Genomic DNA, 21374 nt, shown 5'->3' with positions numbered 1-21374 from the left:
CCGGAGCCATCATGATTCCCAACATCAACCGCCGCATCGTCCTGGCGCAGCGGCCGCAGGGGCGACCGACGCCCGCCGACTTCCGGCTCGAGGAGGTTGCCTGCCCACAACATCCCGGTCCCGGCGAGCTGCTGCTGGAAACCCTGTGGTTGTCATTGGACCCCTACATGCGCGGTCGCATGAGCGAGGGGCCGTCCTATGCCGAGCCGGTCGCGCTCGGCGAAACCATGTGTGGCGGCACGGTCTGCCGGGTGCTGGCGTCGCGTGCCGACGGTTTCGAAGTCGGCGACCGGGTGCTGGCCATGACCGGGTGGCAGACCCACGCGGTGGCGCCCGCCAACGCCGTGCGCCGGCTCGACCCGGACGATCCGCATCCGTCCTGGGCGCTGGGGGTGCTGGGCATGCCGGGGCTCACCGCCTATGTCGGACTGCTCGACATCGGTCAGCCGCAAGCCGGTGAGACCCTGGTGGTGGCCGCCGCCACCGGACCGGTGGGGGCGACGGTCGGACAGATCGCCAGGCTCAAGGGTTGTCGTGTCGTCGGCATTGCCGGCGGCCTCGAGAAGTGCGCGCTGGCCGTCGACGAACTCGGCTTCGATGTCTGTCTGGATCACCATCAGGATGACCTCTACGCCCAGCTCAAGGCGGCGACGCCGGATGGCATTGACGTCTACTTCGAGAACGTCGGCGGCCATGTGCTGGAAGCGGTGATCCCGCGCCTGAACACCCATGCGCGGGTGCCGGTGTGTGGCGTGGTGGCCTGGTACAACCTGACCGCACCGCCGCCGGGGCCGAACCAGCTGGCGGCGCTGATGCGCAGTGTGCTGGTGAACCGGGTGACGCTGCAGGGCTTCATCATCGGCGAGCACCTGCACCGCCAGCGCGAGTTCCACACCGACATGCGGGCCTGGCTGGCCGAGGGCCGCATCCACTATCGCGAAGACGTGGTGGTCGGACTCGCTGCCGCGCCGGGGGCCTTCATGGGCTTGTTGCGCGGCGACAACCTCGGCAAGTTGGTGGTGAAGGTCGCTGATTAGCGCCTGCGGCGCTTACTGCAGCTCCATCGCCCGTTCGTGCTCGACACTGCCGTAGCTCCCGCGTGGCTTGCTCTGCAGCACCTCATCGCTGAGGTGGTGCATGAACTCGTCGGCCCAGCGCTGCAGGTCGTGGTGCTGGACGATCTCGAACAGACCGCGCAGGCGACTCTCGGCCTCTGCACGGCCGATGTTGAGCGCGGTGTAGCAGGCTCCCGCCAGATCCACCGGATCATGCGGGTTGGTGAGGATCGCCCCCTTCAGCTCGGCGGCCGCTCCGGCGAACTCCGACAACACCAGCACACCGCGTCCGCCTGACAGCCCCTGGACCGCAACGTATTCCTTGGCGACCAGATTGAGGCCGTCGCGCAGGGGCGTGATCCACATGACGTCGGCCATGGCGTAATAGGCCACCACCTCGGCGAACGGCAGGCTGCGGAAGAAGAACTGCAGCGGGGTCCAGCCGACCTGCGCCCATTGTCCGTTGATCCGGCCGGCGGTCTGTTCGATCTGCTCCTGCAGCTCATCGTAGACCGTCATTTCCGAGGCGGCCGGTACACAGACGCAGACCAGGGTGACCTTGCCGCGCAGCTCCGGGTAGTCCTCGAGCATCCGCTCGTAGGCCTGCAGTTTTTCCAGCGTGCCCTTGGTGTAGTCGAGCCGCTCGACCGACAGGATCATGCGCTGACCCTTGAGATGACCGCGCAGCCGCTCCATCCGACGCTGGGTCTCCGGCGCCCCCAATGCTTCGCGCACGCGGTTCATGTCGAGGCCCACCGGGTGCGCACCGAGGCGGACGATGCGGCCGCCGGCGTCGATACAGGTGGTCATGCGGTCCAGGCCGACTGCGCAACCGTAGGTAAGGAACCGCGGCGCGCAGCCTTCGCGTTCCAGGGTTTTCAGTGGCACCGCGCCGCGGGCGACATCGACGAAGTTCTCGACCTGGCGGGGGATGTGGAAGCCGATGTAGTCGCACTGCAACAGGCTGCCGATGATCTCGCGCCGCCAGGGCACCACATTGAACACGTCGGCCGACGGGAAGTAGGTGTGGTGGAAGAACGCGATCTTCAGGTCCGGACGACGCTCGCGGAGGAAGGCCGGCACCATCCACAGGTTGTAATCGTGGATCCACACCAGCGCACCCTTGGCCGCCTCGGCGGCAGTCGCCTCGGCGAACTTTCGGTTGACGTCGAGATACACCTTCCAGTCTTCCTCGCGGAAACGGGCGCGCTCCCAGAACGTATGCAGCAGGGGCCAGAACGCTTCTTTGGAGAAGCGCTTGTAGAAGATGTCGACCTCGCGGGTCGTCAACGGGACCCGGCAGGCGCTGAGATTCGGATAGTGCTCGCGGTCGACGTCAGTATGGCGTTCGAATACCTTGTCCGGATCATCGTGGATCGCCCATGCCACCCAGGTGCCGCGATGTTTGCCGGTAAAGAATGACAGCAGGGTCGGCAGAATGCCGTTGGGTGATCGCGGTTGCCGCCGTTTCAGCTCGCCTTTCTCACGATATTCTTCATACGGCAGGCGGTGATACACCATCAACAGCTCGGACTTGCCGAACGGCTTTCGGGCTTCCACTTCGGAGTCGATACCGTGTTCGCCGAGGAAGCCGAAATACGACAGCGCCTCGAGAATGCCGCCGCATCCCGGCGACTGTGCCTGCAGCACCATCCCCTTGTTGCGCGTGGCCTCCAGCAAGCCCGGCTCGGACTCGCCCACCGCCACCGCCTTGTAGCCGATGTCCAGCATCGACAGATCATTGAGGGTGTCGCCCGCGGTGAGCACCGCACCATCGGCGACGCCCAGCTGGCGCACCAGCTTTCGCAGGGTCGAGCCCTTGTTCACGTTTTTGGGCAGAACATCCAGATAGACGCCGGCTGAGAACAGCAGGTCACAGCCGAGCGACTCCACTTGCCGGCGCAGCGCCGGGGTGACCGCGTCCTCCCTGCAGAAGTAGGAGCAGCGGCGTTCCTGTGGCATCTCCTGGCGCTGGATATCCGGAACCACCGCCAGCGCCTGAGCGATGACCTGTTCCCCCGGCCAGTTGGCATCGATCTCTGCCTGAAGCGGCTGGATGGCCTGCAGCGTATGGCCATCGACCACCGTCGCGCCGACGTCACAGATGATGTAGTCCGGGCGCGGCAGGGTGGGGTCGGTCAGTAGGGGCAACACCGATTCCAGGCCGCGGCCGGTGACGAAGGCCAGCTTGATGTCCGGGTGCCGGTTGATCAGCTGATACAGCTTCAGACGGTCTTCGATGTCCCCGCCGAGCAGGGTGCCGTCGAGGTCGGTGGCCAGTAGCATGGGTGCGTTCTCCTGCGTGGGCTGGGAACGCCGACGCGATTGCCAAAGCAATAGAAGTGGAACGCCGACGATTAATCCTTTCTATGATACCCGTTCATGCTGCGCTGCGGCAAACGGATCGTCGGTCGGGGGCTCTTCAGACAGCATTTCCAGTGCCACCGGGGATGTCCGCAACATCGGAATGAAGGTGCCGGCATCCGTGGTCTGCGGTTGCGGCCGTTCGCGCAGCAGGCGCCACTGGGTATAGGCGGCCAACGCCCCCCAGCAGAGCACAAAGTGCAGGAACAATGCCGACGGGGTGGCGATACTCATCAAGACGCCGGCCAGCGCCGGGCCAATGGCGGCACCAGCGCCGTGCAACAGCAGCGAGACACTGGCACCTTCGAGGACTCGCTCTGCGGGCAGGCGGTCGCTGAGATGGGCGACGCCGATGGGGTAGGCGGCGAACGCCAGCCCGCCATACAGAAACATGAGCGCCGGCAGCGCGGCCGGTTGCCACAGGCTCAAGGCACCGGCCACCACCGCGACCAGCAAGGCCGCGAGGGCCACCATGCGCAGGGTCTCGCGGCGGTCATGTCCGTCCGACAGGCGTCCCAGCGGCCACTGCAGGGCAGCGCCGCCGAGGATCGCCGTGCTCATGAAAATGGCGACGCCGGAGGCGCCGGCCCCGGCGCCCTGCACATAGGCGGGCAGCATGCCCCAGAAGGCGCCCATCGCCAGACCCGACAGCAAGGCACAGGCCGCGGCGGTCGGAGCCGTCGCCACCATCTCGCCGATATGCAGGCGTGGGGAATGGGGCGCCAAGGGTTGTTCGAGCCGGGTGAAGGCAATGGGGACCAGTGACAGGTTGACCAGCATTGCGATCAGGGCGAACAGGGCAAAACTCTGTGCCGGCGCCAGCAGCATCAGGAACTGGCCGGCCGCCAACGCCAGCAGGTTGACGATCATGTAGAGCGCAAATACGCGTCCCCGTTCCGACCCCTGTGCACGTGCCGCCAGCCAACTTTCAATGACCGCATAGAGCCCCACCAGGCTGATTCCGGTGAGGGCGCGCAGCAGCATCCAGATACCCGGATGATCGGTCAACGCGTGGCCCAGCACCGTGCTCGCGGCGACCGCCGCACAGCACGCAAAGGTGCGGATATGACCGACCCGGCGGATCATCACCGGTGACAGAAAGGTGCCGAGAATGAAGCCGACGAAGTAGGCCGACATCACCAGTCCCAGCAGCGTGCTGTCGAGGCCGTTCTGCACGGCCCGCACCGACAGCAGGGTATTGAGCAGGCCGGTACCGAGCAGCAACAGGGCAACGCCGGTGAGCAGGGCGGACAGGGGGGCGGCAGTGCCGCGGAATGAACTCATCCAGCCATGCTACCAAGAGCGGTTGATCCGGCGGTGTCATGCCGGGAGACCGGTGACAATCACATGTGCACGGGATGCTAGTATTTCGACATGGAATCCAAGACCGCGCGGTTCACTTTTTTGCTTGATCCGGACAAGAAGCGTGCATTCGAAGCGCTGTGTGCCCAGCAGGATCTGACGCCGTCGCAGGTGCTACGGCAGCTCATCCGCGGCTACCTGTCGGATCATGGGGTCGTTTATGGCGCCAAGACCACCGTGCGTGGTGGTCGCAGTCGCTCGTAGCGGGAAGGTGCTGTCGGGTCAGGGCGTCAATTGCGCCTGAACCAGATGCACGAACAGTCGCATTCCTGCATAGAGCACCAACCCCAGCACCAGAAAAGCCAGTAGCAGGGCACCAGAACTGATGTGTGCAAGCTCTTGGCCGCGCCGTCGGCCACTGCTGACACCGACAGCGGCGGCCAGGATGATCATGGCGGCCCGCACCGGGCCGATCCGATTCTGTGGTGTTTGCCGGGAATCATGCATCTGTTGAAGATCTCTGAGCGGTGGGTGTGCTGTGGGCGCGCCGCGCTGTGCGGATCGCGTTCTCGAATTGGCGAAAATGGCGTCGCCGGAGGCCGTGCCTTCGAAGCAGTCCGCCCCGTATGAGCTTGCGGAGCACATTTGATCTGGCCTCGCTCAGCAGCACTACAACGCCGCGTTGTTCCAGATTGTGGATGGCATCGTCCAGCGCTTGAATGCCGGTGATATCGACGAAGGGCACCTGATGAAGTCGAATCACCATGCAACGGGGGTCGGCGCCGGTCTCGCGCAGGGCGCGCTCAAGATGCTCAACCGCTGCGAAGAAGAACGGGCCCTCGATGGTGAAAATGAGGACCTCGCGCGGCAGGGTTGAGGTTTGGTCCGGCAACATCGCATTGCTCGGTGAAGTGTCTGATGTGCTGACGATCTCGACGGCTGCGGCCATTCGCCGCATGAACAGCAACATTGCGAGGATGACCCCGACATTGACCGCGACGACCAGGTCGGTGGTGATGGTGAGAATGAAGGTGATCAACAGGATGATCACGTCCGAACGGGGGGCGGTACGAATCAGCCGGATGAAGTGACCGACGTTCGCCATGTTCCATGCCACCACGAATAGAATGGCGGCCAGCGCGCACAGTGGAACAGCCGCTGCCAGGGGCGCGAGCAGCAGGAGCACCGACAGCAGCGTCAGGGTGTGGACGATGCCTGCGACCGGGCTGTTGGCGCCGTTGCGGAGGCTCGTGGCCGTGCGCGCGATCGCCCCGGTTGCGGCAAATCCACCGAACAGTGGCGTCAGCATATTGGCCACGCCCTGTCCGATCAGCTCCTGATTCGGATCGTGTCGGGTTCCGGCCATGCCATCAGCCACGACGGCAGACAGCAGCGACTCGATGGCACCGAGCATGGCGATGGTCAGTGCGGCGGGAACCAGCGAGACCAGACGGTCATAGCTGATGACCGGTATATCCGGGGTCGGCAGGCCTTGTGGGATTCCACCGAAAGCGCTGTCGATGGTGGCGACGCCCTCGAAGTTCATGGACCACTGCAGCGCAGTCGCGACCGACATCGCGATCAGCGGTCCTGGAATCCGCGCCATGCCGGGTAGCCGCGGACCATACAGGGTCAGCAGCAGACTGAGCGTCCCCAGTGCGGTGGTCACGGGGTGCAGATCTGGCAGTGACTGCAATAGATTCAACAGCGTTTCATGGAATGCGCCGCTCGAGGCTGTCGGCAGACCCAGAAAGTCTTTCCACTGGCCCACCCAGATGATCACACCGATGCCGGCCGTGAACCCGACGACGACAGGGTTGGGTATGAAGCGGATGACGGCCCCAAGGCGGGCAGCGCCAAGGAGGATGAGAATGACACCCGCCATCAGGGTGGCCAGCAGCAGCCCTTCTACGCCGTGCTCGGCAGTGACGCCGGCGAGGATGACGATAAACGCCCCGGTGGGGCCGGCGATCTGCACCCGACTGCCGCCGAAAAGGGAGACCGCCAGTCCGCCGATGATGGCAGTGTAGAGACCTTGTTCAGGCTTTAAGCCACTGGCGATGGCAAAGGCCATCGCCAGTGGCAGCGCGACCACCCCGACGATGACGCCCGCGATGACGTTCCGGCCGAGGTGTTGGCGTTTGAGTAGCCCCGCGCGGGCCGCTTCAACCAGAGCGATCATGTGGCCTTCTCCAAGCATAGAGAATGTGCATCACATTATCATAACGAAAACATTGAATATGCGACCGTCATCCGGGACGCGGTCGTGAATGACCTGACCCCTGAGTCTCGATGGGGCAGTCGGCCGGCAGCGGCCATTGCCGGACAGATCGTCGTTGGCGGTCACACCGGCGAGCCCGCGATCGAAGTGTCTCGACTAAACTGGCGCTCGAGCGCCCGTAGCTCAGCTGGATAGAGCATCCGCCTTCTAAGCTGGCCGCGCTTGTCGCGCAACCTCCTGTTTTTAATGCAACTTATTGATTGCCTTAAAATTCAGAAGTGACGCTCGGTGACGGCCGATGCGCCCAAGTGACCCGAAGTGACCCCCGTGGTGCGGATATAGTGCGGATGGGAATAGCCATTAGAGCGCACCTGCCTTGCCTCGTTGGCGCGACCCTACATCGATGCGGAACTAGTAGATACTCGCATCTACCGACACGACCCGAAACACGCGAGACAGGCTCAGCGCTTTGATTGAAGACCCCGACCTCCAGACCCTGGCGCTGTTCGATGACTTGCCGGTGCCGCAGGAAGCCTCTGTGGCCAGCGCGGTGGAACAGCTTGCCGCAAGCGAGATCGAGGACGGTCATGGTGCGGTCTACACCCGCCCCGAGGTAGTCGAGTTCATCCTCGACCTGGTCGGATATACGGACGGGGTAGCACTTCATCGCTGCCGTCTTCTGGAGCCGTCTTTCGGGGCCGGAGACTTCCTGCGGCCCATCCTTCGCCGATTGCTGACCGCCTGGCGGCGTGACGGCGGGTCAGTTGCAGACCTACAGCAAGCACTGGTTGCTTTCGAGCTGCATCGCGAAACATTCGAGGCGACTCGCTCGGCGCTCATTGCAGAGCTGGTTGACGAGGGATTTACCTCGGCCGAGGCGGACACCTTGACGGCCTCGTGGTTGCGTCAGGGCGACTTCTTGTTGGCCGATGTGGGTAGCCCATTCGACTTTGTAGTTGGCAACCCCCCCTACGTTCGCCAGGAGCTGATTCCCACGCCCTTACTCCGAGAGTATCGGCGACGGTTCCGGACGCTGTATGACCGTGCAGATTTGTATGTGCCGTTCATTGAGCGATCCCTATCGCTCTTGAAGCAAGGGGGAAGCCAAGGCTTCATCTGCGCCGACCGATGGATGAAGAATCGATACGGAGGGCCGTTACGCGCCTTCATAGACGGCGGGTTCCACCTCCGAATCTTCGTGGACATGGTCGGCACCCAGCCCTTCATGAGGGAGGTCGCAACCTATCCGGCGATCACTGTCATTTCACGACAGCATGGCGGCCCCACCGCGACGGCCCACAGGCCGAATCTGACGCACGAATTCCTGACCTCCCTCGCACGCGATCTTGCCAATGGGGAAGATTCTGAGCACGTCAAAGTGCTGGCGAAGGTGACAGGTGGAGATGCGCCCTGGCTGCTCGATGCCGCCGACCAAATGGCAGTAATCCGCCGCCTTGAAGCCGAGTTGCCCACCCTGGAAGAGGCAGGCTGCAAGGTCGGCATCGGCGTCGCTACCGGAGCGGATAAGGCATTCATCGGCGAGTTTTCCGCCCTTGATGTCGAGGCGGATAGAAAGCTTCCGCTGGTCACGACAAAGGACATCGAGTCCGGCGAAGTGCAATGGAAAGGCAACGGAGTCATCAATCCGTTCGAGGACACCGGGGGATTGGTCGATCTCACCAAGTACCCTCGACTTGCAGCGTACCTGGAGCGAAATCGTGCGCTCATTCAGAAGCGCCACTGTGCGCAGAAGGCACCCGCAAACTGGTACCGGACCATCGACAGGATCACGCCTGCGTTGGCGCGAAAGCCGAAGCTTCTGATACCCGACATCAAGGGGGAAGCGCACATCGTTTTCGAGCCGGGCAATCTCTATCCGCATCACAATTTGTACTTCGTGGTGTCCGATTCGTGGGACTTGCGCGCCCTGCAGGCGGTACTTCTGTCGTCGATCGCTCGTCTGTTCATCAGCACCTATTCGACCAAGATGAGGGGGGGCTTTCTTCGATTCCAGGCACAGTACTTACGCCGGATTCGTGTGCCCCAGTGGGCGGACGTTCCACCTGAAATGCGCGCCAAGTTGGTCGAGGCCGGCGAATCCAGAAGCCGGCTGCGGTGCGACGAAGTCGTGTTCGATCTCTATCACTTGAATGCCGCAGAGCGCGCTGCTCTGGGCGGAAACGGGGGCTAACTTTTGCTCAATCTGGCGAACTACGAAGAACGCGCTCAAGAGGCGATCAAGACGTTCTGGGGCGCGCGGGAGGCCGCAAGACAGAAGCAGATCGAGGCCGGAAGAGTCGATCAGGGTGAGCGTGCTGGCGTCACCAGCGGTAAGAATATGGATGGCTTTCTTGATCTGGTCATTGATCTGGTTCGCCTTAACGGGTTGCAGGGCGCAGACATCCATAAGAACCGCGCAATGCTCACTTTGCCGGGGTACTTCAGGCCAACAAAACTGTGGGACCTGCTGGTTACTTACAAGGGCGAACTGGTCGCGGCCGTCGAGTTGAAAAGCCAAGTTGGCCCGTCATTCGGGAACAACTTCAACAACCGAACCGAGGAAGCGATAGGCACGGCTCACGATCTGTGGACGGCATATCGCGAAGGCGCATTCGGGGAGCAGCCGCGCCCCTTCATCGCCTGGATAATGGCCGTCGAGGATGCCCCCGAATCACGAACACCAGTGCGCGATAGCTCACCACATTTCCCCGTTTTCGAGGTGTTCAAGGGAGCCTCATACCTGCAGCGATACGACATCCTATGTCAGCGCCTTGTGCAGGAAGGCCTGTACTCATCGGCTGCACTGTTGGCCACCAAGCGCGCTGATGCCCTGACCGGACACTTCACTCAGATGTCTGATCTGACGAGCCTGAAAGCTGTCGTTACCGGACTTGCTGGGCACATTGCGGCGGCCGCTGCGCGCCTTGATGGGTAGGCATCTACTACCCTGAATCATTGCGAAGAAATCGCACCCTCCGCCGGTGAAGCAGGCGCCGATTCGCTCGCGTTCTGCCGCTTCTGGAGGGTTTCCAGGGTTGCCTTGCGCATCGCCTTGTAGCGTTCCATGCGCTGCTCGTCGGACAGTTTCGGGTGCAGTGCCCGGTAGCACTCACGGGTCAATTGCATGTTCTCAAGCAGCGCGATCTGAAGCTGCTGGGCGATGCGATTGAGGCCCGCCGAAAGCTCGGCTACGGCGGCACTCCCTCCTGCGTTATCACGTGAGGCGTCCAGCCCGAGCCTGATCAACTGCTTGACCGTCTGGGTGTCGTTCAACCCCCATCGGTGCGCCTGGACGCGGACCTGACGAGCCGTGTTCTCGTCCAGGTGGAGGTGCATTCTCAGGTACTTTGGCGGCGTATTTCTGCTGGTCATTGGGGCCTCGGCTGGCTTGTGAATCGACATATGCAAGCCATTGAGGCATAACGGATGCTGGCAGGTGGTACCAAAAAGTACACCTGCCGATAATTTCCGCAGGAACAAGGGAATGGGCGCTGGCAGGGAGCCAACACACCGTTGCGTCAGGTGTGATGCTTTCACCCCTCCGCAATCAGCGGAGGGCGCTTTTCGTTCAGTTAGAGCAATTCGTTTACACGATGGCGGGGGCCTGTATACAAGGCGGCACGCCCAGTTACTAGGCGGCGCGGTCGGGGCACGCTACAGGAGATAGGCGCATGAAGCTGTGCAAGGTGAGGGTTCAGAACTATCGGTCAGTCGAGGATAGTGAAGAGTTTGAGATAGGGGGACTCACGTGTCTTGTCGGCAAGAACGAGGCTGGCAAGACCGCGCTACTCAGCGCGCTTCGGTCGTTGAAGCCGGCCGCGTCACAACCGTTCACGCTGGACGAGACCATTGACTACCCGCGCAGATTCTCTACGCGATTTGACGACAGACATCCTGGCGGGCAGGCGGAAGTTATCAGAACGTGGTGGAAGCTCGACTCCGACGACATCGCCGCGGTAGAGAGCCAATTGGGATCAGGAGTTCTCAAGTCAGACGTTTTCGAGGCGCACTACGGCTTCCGTTACGCCGAAGACAAGCGCATCTGGGAAATTGCCGTTGACGAGAAGAAATGTCTCGACCACCTCGTGAGCAGTCATGGGCTCGACGCGACAGAACGCAACGCTTTGCACGGTGTAGTTAAAGGTACCGACGCTGCAAAAGCCCTATCCAATCTGGCAGAACGAAGTGCGAAGCAAGATGCACTGCTCAAGAACCTGAAGAAGTTTCGAGACTCGAATCTGACCCTCGGAGTCATCGATATCCTTGGCGCCAGACAACCGAGATTCTTCTTCACCTCGCACTTCGAGCGTATGTCGGGGCGGGTCTCGTTCGAAAAGCTCCAGAAGGATCAGAACGCCGACAAAGTTTCAGTAGGAGACAAGATTTTTCTAGATTTCCTCGAGTACGCCGGCACCACCATTGATGAACTTGCCAACGCCGACCGCCGCGAGGCGCTGAAGGCGAAATGTGAAGCCGCTAGCAATGAGATCACTGAAGAGATTTTTCAGTTCTGGAGCCAGAACAGGGCACTAGAGGTCGTTATTGATATCGGCGCCGGCAAGGCGGGAGACGAAGCTCCGTTCAATAGCGGAACGGTGTCGGACATTCGTATACGAAACACCAACCATAAAGCGACACTTCCACTCTCAGAACGCAGCGCAGGCTTCGTGTGGTTTTTCTCCTTTCTCGCTCAGTTCAAGCGGGTTCTACCCCGTAACCACGGACGGTTTGGAAAGAGCTGAAAACTTCTGATCCTGCTTGGCGACTCTACGCCGCATTCTCGGGTTGTGGAATCGCTCGATGTAGTCGAACACATCCGCCTTGGCGACATCGAGCGTCGGATACTTCACACGGTGCGTGCGCTCCCGCTTGAGCATGCCGAAGAAGCCCTCGCAGGCAGCGTTGTCTCCGCAATGGCCAACGGCACTCATTGAGCACAGCAGCGTGTTCCTGGTCAGATAGCGTTGATAGTCACTGCTGCGGAATTGGCTGCCGCGATCCGAATGTAGGATCACTGACCATCCGCCCTGACGTTGCCAGATCGCCATTTCGACGGCCCGGATCACCATCTGACGGTCCTGCCGGTGATGCATCGACCACCCGATCACGAGCTTGCTGAACAGGTCGAGGACGACGCATAGATACAGCTTGCCCTCGTCGGTTTTGATCTCGGTGATGTCGGTCACCCACTTGGTCTCGGGCTCCAAAGCATTGAAATCCCGCTCCAGCAGATTGCGCACGCCAGGTGGCGGCAGCCCCGGCTGACCGCGCGGGCCGCGCCGTTTCCTGCGCGGCCAGCCCTGCACGCCGTGCAGCGCCATCAGGCGAGCCACGCGATTGACGCTGGCAGTCTCACCTTCTTCGGCAAGATCCTCCTGCATGCGAGGCGCACCCAGAACGCCACGGCTGTCTTCGTGAAGCTCACGGATGCGTGCAAGCAGTCGATCGTTGTCGACCTGACGTGCGCTGGGCTGGCGCGTACTCCAGCCGTAATAACCGCTCGGCGACACCCGCAGGCAGCGGCACATCAGGCGAACAGGGAAATCATCGCGGCAACGCTCGATCGCCTGATATCTCAGGACGACCCCTTGGCAAAGAACGTCGCCGCTTCGCGTAAAAAATCCCGCTCCTTCTTCACCCGGGCAAGCTCGCGTTTGAGCCGCGCCAGCTCCTCATCGCGGGCGGTGCCCGTGCCACCAAAGGCGACTTGCCCTTGGCTCTCAATCTCGCGCTTCCAGCGGGTTAGCAGGCTGTCCCGGATGCCCAACTCCCGGGCGACCTGCGCGCAACTCACACCCGGCTGGCGGCACTGCTCAACAGCCCCGCGCTTGAACTCCGGGCTGAACTTCCTTCGCTTCGACATGAACACTCCTTTTGGCCATTGTCGGCCTTCTCGAAAGTGTCCGTGCTATCGGGGTAGAACCCTCTTAGCCAAGCTGGGACTGGGGCTAGACTACTCAGAAGCCCAGAAAATTCTAGGGTACGCTAGGGAAGACGAGCGATTTGGCTTGTTCGTCTGGTGCTTGGGAAAACTAGGCCATTGGGAGTTGCTACATGAGATTGAGGTTCTGCTTCCAGATGTTCAGGATGCTTTGTTCAAGAAGCGTTGGGGGGCAAATGGCATCTAACAAATCGCTGCAGGTGACGCTTGACCTGCTACCCACTTTTGCTGCCGCAAAAGCGGGCGTCGCCTCAAACGCACCTGAGCTCAGGCGTTAGGCAACAGGAATTCTTGGCAGATGAATCCACCACCTGTACTGAATGTCGAGCCGATCTATGCGTTATTGAGAAAGGCGCAAGAGGCTATAGCTATAGGTGATGAAGATTCAGCAGAGCGTTTCTGCGACGATGCCTGGAATGCTATCCCTGAGCCGAAGTACGGCTGGGATAGCAGTTACATATGTACTTCACATGAAGTGGCGCTTCTCCGCTCACTGCGTCGCTTTGATAAGGCAATCAGTCTCACGCAGGGGTATCTAGATTCAGGGTTTCACCTTGAGTATGAAGATGGTCCTTTTTTTTGGTTGGGGACACTTCATTTTGAAAAAGATGATCTTGACAAAGCATATGAATTCTTCGAGCGCGCGAACAAGATGTCTCGTGGCCATTGTTTTAGAGAGGAAGATCCAAAGTACAAGCTATTCTTCAAGGGTTACGCAGCAAAATAATTGGGGTCAGACCACAATTGTTGGAAGCTTCGTCATTAATCGTGGTCTGTCCCCTATTGTTCCCTTGCCTTCGCTTCGCTGCGGCAAGGGGTCGGCTGAGCTTGGGCGTTAGGCCGATATCCGAACACACAGTAGGAAATCTCATGAGCAAAGTATTCGTCAACATTGGGCTTAGCCTTGATGGCTACATGGCTCCGGAAGGAATGACCATGGAGAATTGGGACAAGCCTGAGTATAAGAACTGGGGCGCCAAGTGGGGCGCGCTAATGGGCTGGATATTCAACCAGCGGTACTTCCGCGAGAACCTCAAACTCGGACCGGGCGGAGAGACCGGCCCGGTCAATGACTTGCTTCGAAGCACTAAGGAGCGCATTGGTGCCAACATTATGGGCAAGCGAATGTTCGACGGTGGCGAGCGCGGCTGGCCAGAGGAGGCTCCGTTTCATACACCGGTATACGTCCTTACCCATGAGGAACGCGAACCCTGGGTGCGTCCGGGTGGGACGACCTTTTACTTCATCAATGACGGGCCGGAGCATGCCCTTGAGCTGGCTCGGGAGTCCGCGGGCAGCCGTGATATTCGTATCGCGGGTGGAGCCGATGTGATTCAGCAGTACCTGAACATGGGTGTCGTTGACGAATTGGAAATAGCCTTGGCACCCGTGTTGTTCGGCGGTGGGCGGCGTCTCTTTGAGAACCTATGTGAGGCTGGGCCGGAGTTTCGCATTGACAAGGTTCTTGATAGTCCAGCTGCCACACACTTGTTTTATGTGCGTCAATGAGGCCGGCCTAATATAGCCAATCATGCGGGCGCTCAAAGTACGTTTGCTGAATTAAACTGGCGCTCGCTGCAGCGCCGAATATTTTGCAGGCTGTTTCCACAGCAATCGGGAATGCGGAGGGTGAGGGTGCAGCGGGCTAAGAAATCATTGCAGCGAATAATTGGGGTCAGACCACAATTTGCGGAAGCTTCGTCATTAATCGTGGTCTGTCCCCTATTGTTCCTTGCTTCCGCAAGGCTGCACATCGCCTCAAACGCGCCTGTACGTAGGCGTTGGGCCACTAGGTATAGTGACCGCAGCGTCTCTTGGAGACATGCAGGGTGAAGAAAGCTGAAGATGAAGCATTGCGACTCAAAGAGGCGTTGAGTTCCAACGACATCATTGCGGAGGCCATCAAATTTTCCGCTGTTTGGGAGGCGACCTTGGATAGCTACCTAGCCTTCGAGTTCGGAGGCACAACAGCCAGATACAATGACTTTGTGGAGTTCATCGCTCCGAATCTCTCGTTCGCTCGAAAGATTGAGATCTTCAAAAGCCTTTCTCTTGTCGGTAAGACAAAGTCACACTCTGAAATTGTCTCTACTCTCAATCGCGTCAGAAAAATCCGAAACCACCTTGCTCACGCGCAGCGGCTTGACGACTCAACGATTGCCAAAATTCAGTCGGATAGGTCCCTGGTTCAGTTTGTTCTTGGGCATCCTATGAGTTTCAAGCAGGAGGGCAAGAGGCTTCATATCTGGTTCTCACATATGTGGCGGGGTTGGGAAGCCAGGCTGAAGAAGGATCGCGCGCACTGGGCGATCTGGATCAAGGAAAATCCAGGATGGGGTTATGAGAAGTATCTCCCGCGGGCAGACTGAGCCGGAGATGGTCGCCAATGACGCGTGACCCAACCATCGCTTCCAGGCGACGTCCCAGCCTTCGCGGCTTTGCCTCTCGGTCCGGGCCGCGCCTGATGCGGGGCGTTGGACCCCATGAAACGACTCGTGGAGCTAGATCCAACCACCCGCTACTCGCTTGAGGTTGATCGCGTTCGCCTCGTACGGGAAGCCCGAGACCTCCAGGAGTTCGTGATGGCCCTTCAAGAAGGACGAGGTTTCTGAGGTGCTTCGCCAAAGGGTCCTTCCCTTTACGAGTGCAGCGCTTAGCGGAAGGCTTAGGGTCCCCTAACCCCGGAAACGAGCCTACCGCTGGCGACTAGCGGAGTGGGCAGCTTGGCAGCGCCGGGCCACTGGCGTCGTTACACTTCCAGCCCTTCCCATTCTGGATGTGTGCCGTGTTCGAATCCCTCAGCCAGCGTCTCTCCGGTGTGCTCGATGCCCTGCGCGGCCAGGGGCGTCTGACCGAAGACCAGGTGAACACCGCCAGCCGCGAGCTGCGGATGGCACTGCTGGAGGCCGATGTGGCGCTGCCGGTGGTCCGGCAGTTTGTCGAACAGGTGAAAACCCGCGCGCTGGGCGCCGAGGTGACGCAGAGCCTGAGCCCCGGGCAGCAGTTCCTGAAAATCGTGCAGCAGGCGCTGACCGAGACCCTTGGGGGCACCACCGAACCGCTGAATCTGCGGGCGCAGCCGCCGGTGGTCATCCTGATGGCGGGTCTCCAGGGCTCGGGCAAGACCACCACCACTGGCAAGCTGGCGCGTCGCCTGAAAGAGCAGGACAACAAGAAGGTCATGGTGGTGTCCTGCGACGTCTACCGGCCGGCTGCCATCGAGCAGTTGCGCATCGTCGCCGGCCAGGTCGGGGTGGAGTGCTTTCCGTCCGCCGTCGGTGAGCAGCCGGGTGTCATTGCCGGTGCGGCCCTTGCCGAGGCACGCCGGCAGTACATGGACGTGTTGATCATCGATACCGCCGGGCGGACCACCGTCGACGCCGAGATGATGGCGGAGATTTCGGCCCTGCACGCATTGGTGAAGCCCACCGAAACCCTGTTCGTGGTCGACAGCATGACCGGCCAGGATGCCGCCAATACGGCCAAGGCCTTCGCCGAGGCAGTGCCGCTGACCGGGGTCGTGCTGACCAAGGTGGATGGCGATGCCCGCGGCGGTGCGGCGCTGTCGGTGCGGCAGGTGACCGGGCGGCCGATCAAGTTCCTCGGGGTGGGGGAAAAGTCGGACAAGCTGGAGGTGTTCCACCCGGACCGCATTGCCAATCGCATTCTCGGCCAGGGCGACATGCTCAGCCTGATCGAGGAAACCAGCCGCAAGGTCGATCAGGACAAGGCCGCCAAGCTGGCGGAGAAGCTGAAGAAGAACAAGCGCTTCGATCTGGCGGATTTCCGCGACCAGATGGAACAGATGGAGAATCTCGGATCGATCGATTCGCTGCTGGAAAAGTTGCCCGGCGGGGCGCAGATGCAGGCCCAGCTGAAGAACGTCGATACCGGTAAACAGGTCCGCCGCACTATTGCCATCATCAACTCGATGACCCCGCAGGAGCGTCGGTTCCCCGACCTCATTAAGGCGTCACGAAAACGCCGCATTGCTGCGGGCAGTGGCGTTGAGGTGCAGCAGGTGAACCAATTGCTACGGCAGTTCGAGAGCACCCGCGACATGATGAAGAAGGTGGCGGGTGGCGGCATGGCGAAGATGATGCGGGGTCTGGCCGGGCGTCTGCCGCCCGGCATGATGCCGCGCCGCTAGGGCGCACCCGTCGCTGTCACAATTTTGTAACCAGTTGCTAATAGCCTGATTTGTGACGTGTAATCTGGCGATAGGAATGCAAAACAAGTTGATCCTGGTGGTAGAGGACGAGGCGGCGATCCGCGAGATGGTGCGCTTTGCCCTGACCCGCGCGGAGTACCGGGTCGCCGAGGCCGGTTCGGCGCAGGAGGCCCGACTGCGGATGGCTGACGAGCGCCCCGATCTGATTCTCATGGACTGGATGATGCCGGGCATCAGCGGGGTCGAACTGACGCGCGAACTCAAGGGTTCGGCCTCGAATCGCGACATCCCGGTGATCATGGTGACCGCGCGCGCCGAGGAGGAGGACAAGATCCGCGGCCTCAATACCGGTTGCGATGACTACGTCTCGAAGCCGTTCTCGTTCCCCGAGCTGCTGGCCCGCATCCAGGCGGTGCTGCGTCGCAGCATGCCGGGAGGCGAGGAGGAGCGCCTGGCGGTCAACGGGCTTGAGGTCGATGCGGCCAGCCAGCGCGTGACCGCGCAGGGGCAGCCGGTGAAGCTGGGGCCTACCGAATACCGGCTACTGCACTTCTTCGTCAGCCATCCCGAGCGGGTCTACACCCGTGAACAGGTGCTGGATCGGGTCTGGGGGCAGAACGTGTACGTCGAAGAGCGGACGGTGGACGTTCATATTCGCCGTCTGCGCAAGGCACTGGAGCCCTTCGGCTATGCCGACATGATCCAGACCGTGCGCGGGACCGGCTACCGGTTTTCCGAAAAGTATTGAGCATGGGGACCGTCACGCGCACCGCCGAGCAGTTGCGAATGCGTGCGGCGTGGCGGCAGGAACTGGTGAAGGTCCTGTTGCTCTGCGGGTTGGGAGCGCTGGTCGGGTCGGTGTTCTCGGGAGCGATCTGGGGCTTTCTGGTGGTGCTGGGGGGCTACCTGGCGATCCAGTATCGCTATCTGGCGTCGCTGCTCTATTGGTTGTCGAGCCCCAAACGGCATGAGTTGCCGGAGCCCGGCGGGCTGTGGGGCGAGGCCTTTGACCGGTTGGCGGAAATGCATCGCCGCAGCCGGCGCAAGAAGAAGCGGCTGGCCGGCATGCTGGCCGAGTTCCAGGCCTCCACTGCTGCCCTGCCGGACGGCGCGGTCGTGCTCAGCGAACGCGGCGATATTGTCCGCTTCAACGTCGCCGCGCAGACCTTGCTCGGCCTGCGCACCCTCGATATCGGCTTGCGCGTGGCCACCCTGATGCGGCACCCGCGCTTCACCGACTATCTGCAGAAGGGTGATTTCTCGGCCGAGATCGAGATGCCGTCGCCGATCAACCGCACCAAGACCTTGTCTGCCCGTGTCATCCCCTACGGGCAACAGCAGCGGCTACTGATCCTGCGGGACGTGTCCGAGCTGCGGCGGCTGGAGTCGGCCCGCCGCGATTTCGTGTCGAACGCCTCGCACGAGTTGCGGACCCCGCTGACTGTGCTCAAGGGGTATCTCGAGATGATGGTGTCGGAGTCGCGCGCTGGCGGACCGCTGGCGGACTGGGCGACGCCACTGGCGGAAATGCGAAGCCAGTCGGTCCGCATGGAGTCGCTGATCAATGACATGCTGAAGCTGGCGCGGCTGGAGTCGGATATCCAGTCCCGCCATGAATGGGTTGCGGTACGCCCGCTGGTGCAGCGGGTGGTGGACGAGGCGCGGCTATTGAGTGGCACCGAGTCGCCGCACCGTTTCGAGCTGGATATCGACGACGACCTCGAACTGCTGGGGGTGGAAATCGAACTGGTCAGTCTGTTCGCCAACCTTGCGGGCAATGCAGTGCGCTATACGCCGCCGCCGGGGGTTATCCGCATTCGCTGCCGGGCCCTGCCGTCGGGCGGTGCGGTGTATTCGGTGGCGGATTCCGGCATCGGCATCGCCCAGGAAGACATCCCGCGGCTGACCGAACGCTTCTACCGGGTCGATGTCGGGCGCTCGCGGGCCAGCGGCGGTACCGGGCTTGGGCTGTCGATCGTCAAGCACGTGCTGGAGCACCACGACAGCCGATTGAGCATTGAAAGCGAGATTGGCGTCGGCAGCACGTTCTCCTGCGAATTTCCGGCGCAGCGCGTGCGGCGGATGGCCGCGACCACGACCGCCTGAGGGCTCAGTCGTTCAGCCCCGCTGCCTGCAGCGTGTTCTGCATCAGCATGGCCACGGTCATCGGCCCGACACCGCCGGGCACCGGCGTGATCCAGGCGGCCCGCTCGCGGGCGGTCTCGAAATCGCAGTCGCCGACCAGGCGCCCGTCATCCAAGCGGTTGATGCCAATGTCGATGACGGTTGCGCCGGGCTTGATCCAGGCGCCCTTGACCATGCCCGGCTTGCCGACGGCCACCACCAGGATGTCGGCGCGGGCGACCTCGCCCGGGACGTCGGCAGTGAATCGGTGACAGCAGGTGGCCGTGGCGCCGGCCAGCATCAGCTCCAGCATCATTGGCCGGCCGACATGGTTGCTGGCGCCCACCACTACCGCAGTGCGTTGCTTGAACGGCTCGCCCACGGACCGCAGCAGCTCGATCACGCCCCATGGTGTACAGGGGCGGAGCACCGGCAGGCGTTGCGCCAGCCGTCCCAGGTTGTAGGGGTGAAAACCATCGACGTCCTTGTGGGCGACGATGCGCTCGGTCACCGCAATGCTGTTGATGTGTGCCGGCAGCGGCAATTGCACCAGAATGCCGTCCACCCCGGCGTCGGCATTGAGTCGGTCGACCTCGGCCAGCAGGTCGGCTTCACTGACGTCGCTGTCGAAATGCAATGGCAGCGACTGGATGCCCACCTGCTGGCAGGCGCGCCGCTTGTTGCGCACATAGACTTCGGACGCCGGATCGGCACCCACCAGCACGGTGGCGAGACAGGGCGCGCGGGCGCCGCTGGCGCAGCGTGCGGCAACGCCATCGGCGACCCGCTGGAGGACTTGTTGGGCAACGGCCTTGCCGTCGATCAGTTGCGCGCTCATGGCACCGGGGGGCGGGGAGGGGCGCATAGTGTAGACAGCCCGTTCCGATACTGCGTAGGCCGTGGCGGGCCGATCCCGTAAACTGCGCGCCCATGGCGCTTCTGACCCTCTCCGGCATCACCACAGGTCGCGGCCGGCGAGCGCTGGTCGAGGGGTTCGACCTGACACTGCATGCGGGTCGGGTCTGTCACCTTTCCGGCGCCAATGGCACCGGCAAGACCACCCTGCTGGAAGTGGCAGCGGGACTCCGTACACCGTGGCAGGGGCAGGTGACCGCTGCCGCAGCCCGGCACTGGCTGGGGCATCGCAACGGCTTGTCGGCGGCGCTCACCCCAATGGAAAACCTGCAGGCCTGGTGCGACCTGCAGGCCGATGTGTCGTCAGCCCCGGCCGAGGCCCTGCGTGCGCTGGGGGTATACCCGCAGCGGCACCGACCCTGCCGCCAGCTGTCTGCCGGACAGCGGCGTCGCACGGCATTGGCGCGGCTGCTGCTGGCGGCCCGCCCGGTGTGGGTGCTCGACGAGCCGCTGGACGGACTCGACGTTGAGGGGCTCGAACTCGTCGCCACCCTGGTCAATTCCCACATCGCGGAGGGCGGGGCGCTGCTGGTGACCAGCCACCAGCCGTTGCCCGGCAGCATTGCTGCAGTACAGACGGTGGACTTGCGATCGCCATGAACATGTGGCTCGGCTTGATGCGGCGGGAATGGCGGCTGGCGCGCGCGCAGCCGACCGATCTGTTGCTGCCGTTGGCCTTCTACCTGTTGGTGGCCATGCTGTTCGCCTTCGGCGCGCGCCCCAATGATCCGGCGGTACTGCAATTTGCACCCGCGATGCTGTGGGTGGGCGCGCTGCTGGCGCTGCTGCTGTCCCTCGACCGCCTGTTCCAACCGGAGTTCGAGGACGGCACGCTGGAACAGTGGTGTCTGGCGGACGCCCCGCTGGCGCTGATCGTGCTCGCCAAGCTGCTGTCGCACTGGTTGGTCCAGGGGGTGCCTGTGGCGCTGATGGCACTGCCGATCGCGGGCGCCCTCGGGGTGCCGGTGGCGGTCTGGCCAGTGCTGCTGGCCGGTCTGCTGATGGGCACGTTGCTGGTGGTGCTGTTCGGCGGGTTGGCCACCAGCCTGGCAGTGGGCCTCCCGCGCGCCGGGGCGCTGATGCCCCTGCTGGTGTTGCCGCTGTTGGCGCCGGTGGTGATCTTCGGTGGCGGCAGCGTGCGTGCGGCGATTGACGGAGCCGACGCGGTCGCTCCGCTATACTTTCTCGGATTTCTGGTCGCCCTGGCATTGACTGCCTTGCCGTGGGCCTGTGCGAGCGCCCTGCGCAACGCGTTTGACTGAGTTCAACGGAGTGCTTTTC

Annotated in this window: 20 protein-coding genes; 13 read left to right on the top strand and 7 right to left on the bottom strand. The window is 62.1% G+C overall.

All coding sequences use genetic code 11. The annotated features are described in order from the left end of the window. Positions 1-11 precede the first annotated feature (11 nt). Positions 12-1037 (top strand): NADPH-dependent curcumin/dihydrocurcumin reductase, encoded by a 1026-nt coding sequence (gene curA / locus JN531_RS15615; protein WP_228349778.1) that lies wholly within the window; start codon positions 12-14, stop codon positions 1035-1037. Between the two features lie 12 nt (positions 1038-1049). Here curA and ggpS read toward each other — a convergent pair whose 3' ends face one another. Next, positions 1050-3341 carry a glucosylglycerol-phosphate synthase gene (ggpS, locus tag JN531_RS15610; RefSeq protein ID WP_228349777.1) on the bottom strand — a complete coding sequence of 764 codons (2292 nt, stop codon included), beginning with the start codon at positions 3339-3341 and terminating at the stop codon, positions 1050-1052. Positions 3342-3422: 81 nt separating this feature from the next. After that, positions 3423-4703 (bottom strand): MFS transporter, encoded by a 1281-nt coding sequence (locus JN531_RS15605; protein WP_228349776.1) that lies wholly within the window; start codon positions 4701-4703, stop codon positions 3423-3425. 90 nt (positions 4704-4793) lie between these two features. Between JN531_RS15605 and JN531_RS15600 the strand changes: the two genes are divergently transcribed. Further along, the gene (locus JN531_RS15600; RefSeq protein ID WP_228349775.1) at positions 4794-4985 is read left to right on the top strand and encodes a CopG family transcriptional regulator; all 192 of its coding nucleotides are present in this window, start codon (positions 4794-4796) and stop codon (positions 4983-4985) included. Positions 4986-5003: 18 nt separating this feature from the next. On the opposite strand, the gene JN531_RS15595 is transcribed toward JN531_RS15600, so the two are convergent. Together JN531_RS15595 and JN531_RS15590 are read right to left on the bottom strand one after the other, a co-directional pair. After that, a complete protein-coding gene (locus tag JN531_RS15595; protein WP_228349774.1) occupies positions 5004-5174 on the bottom strand; it encodes a DUF2970 domain-containing protein in 171 nt (56 codons plus the stop codon). A gap of 46 nt (positions 5175-5220) precedes the next feature. Further along, positions 5221-6903: a SulP family inorganic anion transporter gene (locus JN531_RS15590; RefSeq protein WP_228349773.1), complete on the bottom strand. Its 1683-nt coding sequence runs from the start codon at positions 6901-6903 to the stop codon at positions 5221-5223. 577 nt (positions 6904-7480) lie between these two features. Between JN531_RS15590 and JN531_RS15585 the strand changes: the two genes are divergently transcribed. Together JN531_RS15585 and JN531_RS15580 are read left to right on the top strand one after the other, a co-directional pair. Next, a complete protein-coding gene (locus JN531_RS15585; protein WP_436233321.1) occupies positions 7481-9133 on the top strand; it encodes an Eco57I restriction-modification methylase domain-containing protein in 1653 nt (550 codons plus the stop codon). A 3-nt stretch (positions 9134-9136) separates the two neighbouring features. After that, the gene (locus JN531_RS15580; RefSeq protein ID WP_228349771.1) at positions 9137-9877 is read left to right on the top strand and encodes a PaeR7I family type II restriction endonuclease; all 741 of its coding nucleotides are present in this window, start codon (positions 9137-9139) and stop codon (positions 9875-9877) included. Positions 9878-9894: 17 nt separating this feature from the next. Here JN531_RS15580 and JN531_RS15575 read toward each other — a convergent pair whose 3' ends face one another. After that, positions 9895-10278, bottom strand: coding sequence for a hypothetical protein (locus tag JN531_RS15575; RefSeq protein WP_228349770.1), 384 nt, complete (start codon positions 10276-10278; stop codon positions 9895-9897). Positions 10279-10613: 335 nt separating this feature from the next. On the opposite strand from JN531_RS15575, the gene JN531_RS15570 reads away from it, so the two are divergent. Then, on the top strand, positions 10614-11684 hold the full coding sequence (locus JN531_RS15570; protein WP_228349769.1) for an AAA family ATPase: 1071 nt from the start codon (positions 10614-10616) through the stop codon (positions 11682-11684). On the opposite strand, the gene JN531_RS15565 is transcribed toward JN531_RS15570, so the two are convergent. After that, positions 11649-12805 (bottom strand): IS3 family transposase gene (locus tag JN531_RS15565; RefSeq protein ID WP_228348732.1). Its coding sequence is split into 2 segments (ribosomal slippage): positions 11649-12565 and positions 12565-12805, totalling 1158 coding nucleotides; the frame shifts between segments, so codons are not numbered across the junction. The two genes, JN531_RS15570 and JN531_RS15565, sit on opposite strands and share 36 nt — an antisense overlap. A 376-nt stretch (positions 12806-13181) precedes the next feature. Between JN531_RS15565 and JN531_RS15560 the strand changes: the two genes are divergently transcribed. From JN531_RS15560 to phoR, 6 genes are all read left to right on the top strand, one after another. After that, entirely contained in the window at positions 13182-13610 is a 429-nt protein-coding gene (locus JN531_RS15560; RefSeq protein WP_228349768.1) for a tetratricopeptide repeat protein, read from the top strand. A gap of 143 nt (positions 13611-13753) precedes the next feature. Then, entirely contained in the window at positions 13754-14392 is a 639-nt protein-coding gene (locus JN531_RS15555) for a dihydrofolate reductase family protein (RefSeq protein WP_228349767.1), read from the top strand. Positions 14393-14712: 320 nt separating this feature from the next. Next, positions 14713-15252 carry a hypothetical protein gene (locus tag JN531_RS15550; protein ID WP_228349766.1) on the top strand — a complete coding sequence of 180 codons (540 nt, stop codon included), beginning with the start codon at positions 14713-14715 and terminating at the stop codon, positions 15250-15252. Between the two features lie 416 nt (positions 15253-15668). Continuing rightward, positions 15669-17033 carry a signal recognition particle protein gene (gene ffh, locus JN531_RS15545; RefSeq protein ID WP_228349765.1) on the top strand — a complete coding sequence of 455 codons (1365 nt, stop codon included), beginning with the start codon at positions 15669-15671 and terminating at the stop codon, positions 17031-17033. A 76-nt stretch (positions 17034-17109) separates the two neighbouring features. Further along, positions 17110-17802 (top strand): phosphate regulon transcriptional regulator PhoB, encoded by a 693-nt coding sequence (gene phoB / locus JN531_RS15540; RefSeq protein ID WP_228349764.1) that lies wholly within the window; start codon positions 17110-17112, stop codon positions 17800-17802. A gap of 2 nt (positions 17803-17804) precedes the next feature. Then, entirely contained in the window at positions 17805-19160 is a 1356-nt protein-coding gene (gene phoR, locus JN531_RS15535; protein WP_228349763.1) for a phosphate regulon sensor histidine kinase PhoR, read from the top strand. Positions 19161-19164: 4 nt separating this feature from the next. On the opposite strand, the gene folD is transcribed toward phoR, so the two are convergent. After that, on the bottom strand, positions 19165-20016 hold the full coding sequence (folD, locus tag JN531_RS15530) for a bifunctional methylenetetrahydrofolate dehydrogenase/methenyltetrahydrofolate cyclohydrolase FolD (protein ID WP_228349762.1): 852 nt from the start codon (positions 20014-20016) through the stop codon (positions 19165-19167). A gap of 92 nt (positions 20017-20108) precedes the next feature. Here folD and ccmA point away from each other — a divergent pair, with 92 nt between their 5' ends. Further along, positions 20109-20693 carry a heme ABC exporter ATP-binding protein CcmA gene (gene ccmA, locus JN531_RS15525; protein WP_228349761.1) on the top strand — a complete coding sequence of 195 codons (585 nt, stop codon included), beginning with the start codon at positions 20109-20111 and terminating at the stop codon, positions 20691-20693. After that, positions 20690-21355 (top strand): heme exporter protein CcmB, encoded by a 666-nt coding sequence (gene ccmB / locus JN531_RS15520; protein WP_228349760.1) that lies wholly within the window; start codon positions 20690-20692, stop codon positions 21353-21355. Before ccmA ends, ccmB begins: the two co-directional genes overlap by 4 nt. Positions 21356-21374: the final 19 nt, after the last annotated feature.

It is taken from the genome of Flagellatimonas centrodinii (assembly GCF_016918765.2).
GTDB classification, from domain to species: domain Bacteria; phylum Pseudomonadota; class Gammaproteobacteria; order Nevskiales; family Nevskiaceae; genus Polycyclovorans; species Polycyclovorans centrodinii.
This window is presented reverse-complemented; position numbering and strand designations above follow the sequence as displayed.

Bases quoted from the DNA above. Each gene is read 5' to 3' on its own strand.
- curA (WP_228349778.1), top strand. From the start codon at position 12: ATGATTCCCAACATCAACCGCCGCATCGTCCTGGCGCAGCGGCCGCAG.
- ggpS (WP_228349777.1), bottom strand. From the start codon at position 3,341: ATGCTACTGGCCACCGACCTCGACGGCACCCTGCTCGGCGGGGACATC.
- JN531_RS15605 (WP_228349776.1), bottom strand. From the start codon at position 4,703: ATGAGTTCATTCCGCGGCACTGCCGCCCCCCTGTCCGCCCTGCTCACC.
- JN531_RS15600 (WP_228349775.1), top strand. From the start codon at position 4,794: ATGGAATCCAAGACCGCGCGGTTCACTTTTTTGCTTGATCCGGACAAG.
- JN531_RS15595 (WP_228349774.1), bottom strand. From the start codon at position 5,174: ATGATCATCCTGGCCGCCGCTGTCGGTGTCAGCAGTGGCCGACGGCGC.
- JN531_RS15590 (WP_228349773.1), bottom strand. From the start codon at position 6,903: ATGATCGCTCTGGTTGAAGCGGCCCGCGCGGGGCTACTCAAACGCCAA.
- JN531_RS15575 (WP_228349770.1), bottom strand. From the start codon at position 10,278: ATGCACCTCCACCTGGACGAGAACACGGCTCGTCAGGTCCGCGTCCAG.
- JN531_RS15570 (WP_228349769.1), top strand. From the start codon at position 10,614: ATGAAGCTGTGCAAGGTGAGGGTTCAGAACTATCGGTCAGTCGAGGAT.
- JN531_RS15560 (WP_228349768.1), top strand. From the start codon at position 13,182: ATGAATCCACCACCTGTACTGAATGTCGAGCCGATCTATGCGTTATTG.
- JN531_RS15555 (WP_228349767.1), top strand. From the start codon at position 13,754: ATGAGCAAAGTATTCGTCAACATTGGGCTTAGCCTTGATGGCTACATG.
- phoB (WP_228349764.1), top strand. From the start codon at position 17,110: ATGCAAAACAAGTTGATCCTGGTGGTAGAGGACGAGGCGGCGATCCGC.
- phoR (WP_228349763.1), top strand. From the start codon at position 17,805: ATGGGGACCGTCACGCGCACCGCCGAGCAGTTGCGAATGCGTGCGGCG.
- folD (WP_228349762.1), bottom strand. From the start codon at position 20,016: ATGAGCGCGCAACTGATCGACGGCAAGGCCGTTGCCCAACAAGTCCTC.
- ccmA (WP_228349761.1), top strand. From the start codon at position 20,109: ATGGCGCTTCTGACCCTCTCCGGCATCACCACAGGTCGCGGCCGGCGA.
- ccmB (WP_228349760.1), top strand. From the start codon at position 20,690: ATGAACATGTGGCTCGGCTTGATGCGGCGGGAATGGCGGCTGGCGCGC.